7 protein-coding genes are annotated in these 6,869 nt (G+C 71.8%); 3 read left to right on the top strand and 4 right to left on the bottom strand.

The window, feature by feature from the left end; genetic code table 11:
- Positions 1 to 29 precede the first annotated feature (29 nt).
- The 4 genes from ACFWBB_RS37890 to ACFWBB_RS37875 are packed head-to-tail and all read right to left on the bottom strand — an operon-like array spanning position 30 to position 4,692.
- A complete protein-coding gene (locus ACFWBB_RS37890) occupies positions 30 to 629 on the bottom strand; it encodes an ATP/GTP-binding protein (protein ID WP_189923015.1) in 600 nt (199 codons plus the stop codon).
- The gene (locus tag ACFWBB_RS37885; RefSeq protein ID WP_385282309.1) at positions 616 to 1,059 is read right to left on the bottom strand and encodes a DUF742 domain-containing protein; all 444 of its coding nucleotides are present in this window, start codon (positions 1,057 to 1,059) and stop codon (positions 616 to 618) included. The genes ACFWBB_RS37890 and ACFWBB_RS37885 overlap by 14 nt, the downstream gene beginning before the upstream one ends.
- 31 nt (positions 1,060 to 1,090) lie before the next feature.
- Positions 1,091 to 1,567 carry a roadblock/LC7 domain-containing protein gene (locus ACFWBB_RS37880; protein ID WP_171400113.1) on the bottom strand — a complete coding sequence of 159 codons (477 nt, stop codon included), beginning with the start codon at positions 1,565 to 1,567 and terminating at the stop codon, positions 1,091 to 1,093.
- A complete protein-coding gene (locus ACFWBB_RS37875) occupies positions 1,564 to 4,692 on the bottom strand; it encodes an ATP-binding protein (RefSeq protein ID WP_385282306.1) in 3,129 nt (1,042 codons plus the stop codon). Before ACFWBB_RS37875 ends, ACFWBB_RS37880 begins: the two co-directional genes overlap by 4 nt.
- 423 nt (positions 4,693 to 5,115) lie before the next feature.
- On the opposite strand from ACFWBB_RS37875, the gene ACFWBB_RS37870 reads away from it, so the two are divergent.
- From ACFWBB_RS37870 to ACFWBB_RS37860, 3 genes are all read left to right on the top strand, one after another.
- Positions 5,116 to 6,075, top strand: a complete 960-nt coding sequence (locus ACFWBB_RS37870) for an ABC transporter substrate-binding protein (RefSeq protein ID WP_385282303.1) — start codon at positions 5,116 to 5,118, stop codon at positions 6,073 to 6,075.
- 365 nt (positions 6,076 to 6,440) lie between these two features.
- The gene (locus ACFWBB_RS37865) at positions 6,441 to 6,695 is read left to right on the top strand and encodes an aromatic amino acid lyase (RefSeq protein ID WP_385282316.1); all 255 of its coding nucleotides are present in this window, start codon (positions 6,441 to 6,443) and stop codon (positions 6,693 to 6,695) included.
- The gene (locus ACFWBB_RS37860; protein ID WP_385282319.1) at positions 6,629 to 6,847 is read left to right on the top strand and encodes a hypothetical protein; all 219 of its coding nucleotides are present in this window, start codon (positions 6,629 to 6,631) and stop codon (positions 6,845 to 6,847) included. Before ACFWBB_RS37865 ends, ACFWBB_RS37860 begins: the two co-directional genes overlap by 67 nt.
- The last annotated feature ends 22 nt before the right edge of the window (positions 6,848 to 6,869 follow it).

Here is a 6,869-nt window from a genome sequence, read left to right as displayed (position 1 = left end):
CCCGCACCGCGGTCGCTCGCTCGCCCTCGTCAGCCCCCCGAGCGCGCCAGCGCCTGTTCCAGTACGACGAGCAGGGCGTCGCGTACCGAGCCGCGCTCGCGGGCGTCGAAGACGAGCAGCGGAACCCCTTCGGACACGTCGAGGGCCCAGCGGACCTCGTCCAGCGTGTGCGCGATCCGGCCGTCGAAGGCGTTGACGGCGACGGCGAACGGGATCTGCTTGTGCTCGAAGTAGTCGACGGCGGCGTAACAGTCGTCGAGACGGCGGGTGTCCACGATGACGAGCCCGCCCACCGCGCCCTCCACGATGTCGTCCCACATGAACCCGAACCGCTCCTGCCCGGGCGTGCCGAACAGATACAGCTTCAGTGTCGGGTCGATGGTGATGCAGCCGAAGTCCATCGCGACCGTGGTCGTGGTCTTGCGCGGGGTGTGGCTGAGGTCGTCCACGCCCGCCGCGACCTCGGTGATCGCCGCCTCGGTGGTCAGCGGCTCGATCTCGGAGATCGAGCCGACGGCAGTGGTCTTGCCCACGCCGAAGCCGCCGGCGATCACCAGTTTCACCGGCAACGGCGGCCGTACGGCGGCCTGCCCGGCCGAGGTGCGGACCAGCGGTTCAGTCGGTGTCACGGAGTACCCCCCGGGAGTCGGGGATGGCCCGCAGGCCATCGATAACCCTGCGCAGAACGGATGCGTCGTGGGTGACGCCGGAGTCGGGCACGTGCACCGACAGCTGCCCCGCCGTCCGGAGGTCCTCGGCGAGGACCCGCACCACGTTCAGGTGCAGCCGCAGCCTGGCCGCGATCTCCGCGATGGACTGCGGCACGCGGCAGGCGGCGACGATGTCGTGCTGTTCGAAGGAGAGCCGGTCGAGCGCGTCGAGCCCGCCGGTGGTGGCCACCAGCTGGGTCTCCACGGGCATCGTCCGGCCGGACGACGCCTCGCCCGCGGCGCCCGCCACCCGGCCGGCGGTGACCAGGAAGGGCCGGACGGCGGGTGCGGGGCCGACGGGGGCGGCGCCGTCCTCGCCGGCCCCGCGCGGTGTGCGGCCGTCCGCCATCGGTGTTCGCTCTCTCTACGGTGGCACGCGCTCAGCGCGTACGCGTGACGCCGACGCTGTTCTTCAGTTCCAGGACCAGTTGCGGACTCAGCGCGGTGCCTGCGCGGTTGGCGAACACCGTCATCTCGTAGGCGATGTTGCCCAGCTTGGCCTCCTTGTCGGTGACCACGCCGAGTACGGCGCCGCTACCGATCGCGGAGACCAGGACGTGGCCGCCCTCCAGGTCGATGATGACCTTGTTCAGGCCGCCCAGGCCGTAGTTCCCGGAGGCGCCCGCGGCCAGGCTGGTGATGCCCGAGACGATCGCGGCCAGCCGTTCGGAGTCGGCGTGCTCGCGCAGCTCCGACACCGCGATCAGCAGGCCGTCCGAGGACACCGCGATGGCGTCCACGACCCCTGCGGTCTCGGTGGCGAAACGGTTGAGCAGCCAGGTGAAGTCGGCTGCGGCGGCCCGCAGGTCGGTCGGCTTGGCGTCTCCGGCGGGAGTCTCACCTGTCGACGTGCTCACTGCTCGGCTCCTTCCGGAAGGTGGTTCTGGTGGTTCTGGTGGTGCGGGGTGTCCCGGACGTTGATCGGGTCGGTGATCGGCTCGGTGATCGGGTCGGTCCGGTCGGTCCGGTCGGTCCGGTCGGTCCGGTCGGTCCGGTCGGACGGGTCGGACGGCACTGTCCGGTCGGTCCGGTCGGACTGGTCGTCGGGACGGTGGCCGGGCCGGTGGTCGTTCCGGCGGGCGACCGGGTCTTCGGTGGGGCGAGGGTGTTCGCCGGTGTCGCGGTGCGCACGCGCCACGGCCGCCTCGAACTCCTCCAGCGAATCGCGCACGGCGTCCGCGTCGGCGGGGCGGGCGGGCTGCCGTGCGGCCTGCTGGGCGGTGGCGTCGGCGGTCGTGCGCAGCGTCGCCCCGCGCACCCGCCGACGCAGGGGACGTGAGCCGTCGGGACCGACGGCGAACGCGTCGGCCCCGGCCCGGGCGGGGAGGGGACCAGCGGCACGGCCGGACGGGGACGGTTCGGCGCCCTGGCCGGCGGCGACCCGCTCCGTCCCGCGGCCGGAGTCAGCGGGACCGCCCGCGGTACGCACGGAGCCGTTCTCGGAGCCTGACGCCAGGGCCTGCGGCGCCGGCTCCGTGGCACGGGCGGGGGGCTGGGACCCGGCAGTGCGCGCGGGCGCCCGCTCCGTCGTTCCGGCGGCGTTCGTGTGCTCCGCCGGGCCGGCGGAGGTTGTGTGCTCCGCCGGGCCGGCGGGGGTCGCGTGTTCCGCCGTACGGGCGTGGGACCCGGTCTCGTCCTCCGCGCGGGTGTGGCGCGTCGGCTCGGAGGTGCGGGGCGCCGGGATCCCGGCACCGGCCGGGTGGACCCGGGACGCGGGCTCGGCCGTGGTCGTGGCGGTGTCACCCGTCGGGTCCTCGGGGCCGGCCGCCGAAGGCAGCGGGTCCTCGGTCACCGGTTCGCCGGGGGACGGGTCACGGCGCGGGACCCGGCGGGGGAGTGCGGTCGCCTCGTCCCCGGTCGTCGCCCAGGACGGAACCGTGGACGGGATCGAGGAGGACGGGGAGGGGCCGGCCGCGGGGGCCGACGGCGCGGCGAGCGCGGCGGCCGGGACAGCAGGTGCGCCGCTCGAGCCGAGCGTGGCGGCCGGTTCCAGCTCGCTCATCGTCAGGAGCAGGGTCGACGGGATCAGCACCTCGGCCGTCACACCGCCGCCCGGGGTGCGGGACAGGGTGACGTCGACGTCCCAGCGGCGCGCCAGCGCGCCGACCACGAACAGGCCGAGCACCTTCGTCGGGACGACGTCGAGGCGTTCGCGGCGCACGAGGCGGGAGTTCTCCTCGGCGAGGCGCTCGGCGCTCATGCCGAGACCGTGGTCGGCGACGGTGATGGACGCGCCGTCGTGGTCGGTGCCGACCACCACCTCCACGGGGCTGCCCTCGGGCGAGAACGACACGGCGTTCTCGAGGAGTTCGGCGATCATCAGCGTCAGGTCGCCGATGATGTCGGGCTCCACCATGGTCTCGGTCGCGGCACGCAGCTGTACCCGCTGGAAGCCCTCGATCTGGCCCAGCGCGGCGCGTACGACGTTGGTGAGCTCGGTCGGCCCGGCGTCCAGAACGGTCTCGCGGATGCCGGCCAGCAGCATCAGGCTGTCGGCGTTGCGGCGCAGGCGGACCGCGATGTGGTCGATGGAGTAGAGGCGTTCCAGCAGCGCCGGGTCGGTCTCGCCACGTTCCACCGCGTCGATCAGCGCCAGTTGACGAGTCGTCAGATTACTGACGCGGCGACCGACGTTGCCGAACATCTCGGCGACGTTGCGCCGGCTGAGCACCTGGCGCTCCAGCAGCGCGGCCGCGGTGGTCTGCACGTTGTTGAAGGCCTCGGCGAGTTCACCGATCTCGTCGTCCGCGGTGACCGGCAGCTCACGCAGCCGCGGGGGTCCGGACTCCTCGGCGTCGTCGTCGGCGACGCGGGCGAGCTCGCGGCCCGCGACGTCGGCGACCTCCTGGGCGGCCCCCGTCAGCGCAAGCACCGGGCGCACCACGGAGCGGCGGACCAGGATCGAGAAGGCGATCCACAGGGCGAAGCAGAGCAGCGCCAGGCTCAGCAGCAGGCCAGCGCGCCACTGGGCGCTGGAGGCGGTGCCGTCGGCGCGGTCGGCGATCTGGTCGATGAGCGACGCGGTGATCTTCAGCCGGGTCGCGGCCTGCGCGCTGTAGTCGGGGTAGGAGGCGATGGCCGCCCGGAACGCCGTGCGGATCTCGGCCATGGACTCGGCCTGCAACGCGCTGGGATCCACGGCCAGTTCGGCGTAGTGCTGGCCGATCGAGGCCTGCGAGGCGTTGTGCTCGATGCCGCCGAACTCTTCGGACTGGGCGTCGCCGGCGAACCGGTCGAACCGCTCGGCCTGGTAGGTGAACAGCTCGTAGGAGCCGACCGCGCCGGTGAACTCGATGAGCGCGTTGCTGTCGCCGGTCCGCGCGGAGAACACGCCGGTCTCGAAGGCGCCGTGCGCGGCGTCGGCGCGCAGCAGCGAGTCGAGGAGGTTACCGGTGAACGTCGTCGCGAGGTCCGCGTTGCGGTCCAGGCCCAGGCCGTCGATGAGGCCGTCGGCCGCGCCCGAGTACGCCGGGTCGATGTTGTCGGCGGGCAGGTAACCCTGCTCGATGGTGGCCCGCAGGCCGGCCAGGCCCTGGACCTCCTTGAGAGCCTGCACCTCGGTGTCCGGCAGCCGGTCGCCGAAGGTGTCGACCACCTTCCGCACCTGCGCGTCCACGGTGGCCTGCGCCTGCCGGTAGCCGTCGGTGGAGGGGGTGCCGCCGTCGAAGGAGGCCTCGTGCCGCACGGAGAGCAGGATGGCCTGCTGGTGCTCGTCCTGGAGTTCGGCGACGAGCTGGGCGACCTGAGCGCTGTCACGGACCAGTTGGGCGGCGTCCTCCGCGCGGTTGGACTCCTGTACCAGGTCGACGATGAGGTACGTCAGCAGCAGGGCGATCACCGCCAGCGGGATACCGACGAGTACGTTCAGTTTGCGCTGGAAGGGCCACCGGTCGGCGAATCCCCGCAGTCCCCCGCGCGGGGACATCGGTGCCGAGGGCGAGGGTGCCGGCCGGGCGGACGCGTCCACCTCTTTCGTGGACACCGGGCCTCCTTCAAGAAGGTGTTGCAAGCGTGCAAGGGGGGTTCGCATGCATGCCGACTTCTGCACACACGTGTCCGAATGTGAATGATACGGAAGCGGCCCCCGCACACCGCTGTGGTCGGCGCCGACTGCTGTGGCGGACGCCAACTCCGGCGAGACTATCCCCTATTCGAACGGTCGAGCGCGTCGCCCTACGTCAAGAATCCATTACGAAGAGATGTACAGATCCCTTGCCGGGACCTCCCGGGAGGTACACAGGTGATCTCCTGATCCATGCGCAAGTGATCTCCGATCCGTGTGCAAGTGATCACGGATCGAAGCCAATCGGTGACCCGGCTGCTCTTGACTGATCAAGAAGCGGGTGGATTGGATCAGGCCAGAGTGTTTGAGTTCTCATCAACCCCCCAGCCCGGAACGGGAACCGTGACTACCAACGCCCACAGCAGCAGGTCCCTCAGGAACCACCCAGGTGCGGCGGCCGTCGCCCTCGCGGCGGTGACGATCCTGCTGGCGGGATGTTCTTCCTCGTCCGACGACACCTCCGACCCGCTCGCCGGCGACAAGGCGGCCGGTGACACCGTGGTCGTCGGCTCCAACAACTTCGCCGAAAGCATCCTGATCGCCGACATCTACGGCGAGGCTCTGAAGGCCAAGGGCGTCAAGGTGTCCTACAAGCCCAACATCGGCAGCCGTGAGACCACGTACGGCCTGCTCAAGAACGGTTCCATCACCGTTCTGCCGGAGTACAACGGCTCGCTGCTGGCCTACCTGGACGCGAAGGCCGAGCAGACCTCGCTGGCGAGCGTGAACGCCGCGGCGAAGGCCAAGCTCGACTCCAAGCTGACGCTGCTGGAGTCGTCGCCGGCCGAGGACAAGGACTCCGTCACGCTCAACGCGGCGACCGCGGACAAGTACGACCTCACCGCGACGTCCACGCTCGCCGACCTCAAGGACATCGCGCCGAAGCTGGTCCTCGGCGGATCGCCCGAGTTCCAGACCCGCCAGCAGGGCCTCCTCGGCCTGGACTCGGTGTACGGGCTGAAGTTCAAGTCCTTCAAGGCCCTGGACGCGGGCGGCCCGCTGACCCAGGCCGCGCTGAAGAAGGACACCGTGCAGGCCGCGGACATCTTCACCACGGACCCGACCATCACCAAGGAGAAGTTCGTCGTCCTCCAGGACCCGAAGAACCTCTTCGGATTCGCGAACGTGACCCCACTGGTCTACAAGAGCGGGCTCTCGCAGGAGGGCGTCGACGCGCTCAACGCCGTCTCCGCCAAGCTCGACACGAAGGCCCTGCTCGAGCTGGACTCCCAGGTGCAGCTGGAGAGCAAGGACCCGCTCGACGTCGCCAAGGCCTGGCTGAAGTCGGCCGGCCTGGGCTGACGTTCCATCGGATCCCGTGAACCGTTGGGCACAACAGCAAACGGAGCGACCGGCGTCTCCCCGCACCATGGGGAAGCCCGGGTCGTCCTGAACGGAACCACCCCCACCGTCGGCGGGCTGATCGCGCTCGTCGACGGTGCGGCCGTGCCCACCGTGGCCCCCGAGGCGCGTGAGCGGGCCGTACGGTCCTGGCACACCGGGCGGCGGCTCGCCGCCGCCGGACGGCTGTACGGCCGCGGCATCGGCGTCGGCGCCCAGCGTTCGGTGCCGGTCGAGGAGGGTGACGAGGCCGCGCACGGCCTGTGTCTGCGCGCAGCCACGCGGGCGGCGCGGGCGGGCTGGTCCCCGCACGCCAGGTCCGCGCCATGCTCGCGGTGCGCGCCAACCAACTCCTCGCCGGCGGCTCCGGCATCCAGCCCGCCCTCGTCGACGCCCTCACCGACGCTCTCCGTCTGGGCCTTCACCCGGCCGTCAACGAGTCCACGGCAGCGCCCTGGACGCCGCGAACCTCGCCCTGCTGCAGACCGCGCAGCTCTCCGCCGCCCGCCAGACCTTGCGGGCGACGGACGCCTACGTCACCGCCGTCGCCTGTGAACTCGTGGCCGCCATGCGGGTCTTGAGGATGCGCCCGGAACGGGCGGGGTCGCCGGCGCCACCGGCCGACGTCCTCGCCGCGGCGACGGCCGTCCTCCCCGCGGGCACGGAGGACCGTCCGCTCACCGGCGACGTGACCGCGGCGGTCGAACCGCTGCCGCGCCCGGCCGGGTTGTGAGCGGACGCCCGCCGTGACGAGC

The organism is Streptomyces sp. NPDC060000, from assembly GCF_042737375.1.
Lineage (GTDB): Bacteria > Actinomycetota > Actinomycetes > Streptomycetales > Streptomycetaceae > Streptomyces.
The sequence above is the reverse complement of the archived record's forward strand: the minus strand, read 5'-3'. Positions and strand labels throughout refer to the sequence as shown.

Excerpts from the sequence above, each read along its gene's own strand:
- ACFWBB_RS37865 (WP_385282316.1), top strand. The coding sequence starts at position 6,441 with ATGCTCGCGGTGCGCGCCAACCAACTCCTCGCCGGCGGCTCCGGCATC.
- ACFWBB_RS37885 (WP_385282309.1), bottom strand. The coding sequence starts at position 1,059 with ATGGCGGACGGCCGCACACCGCGCGGGGCCGGCGAGGACGGCGCCGCC.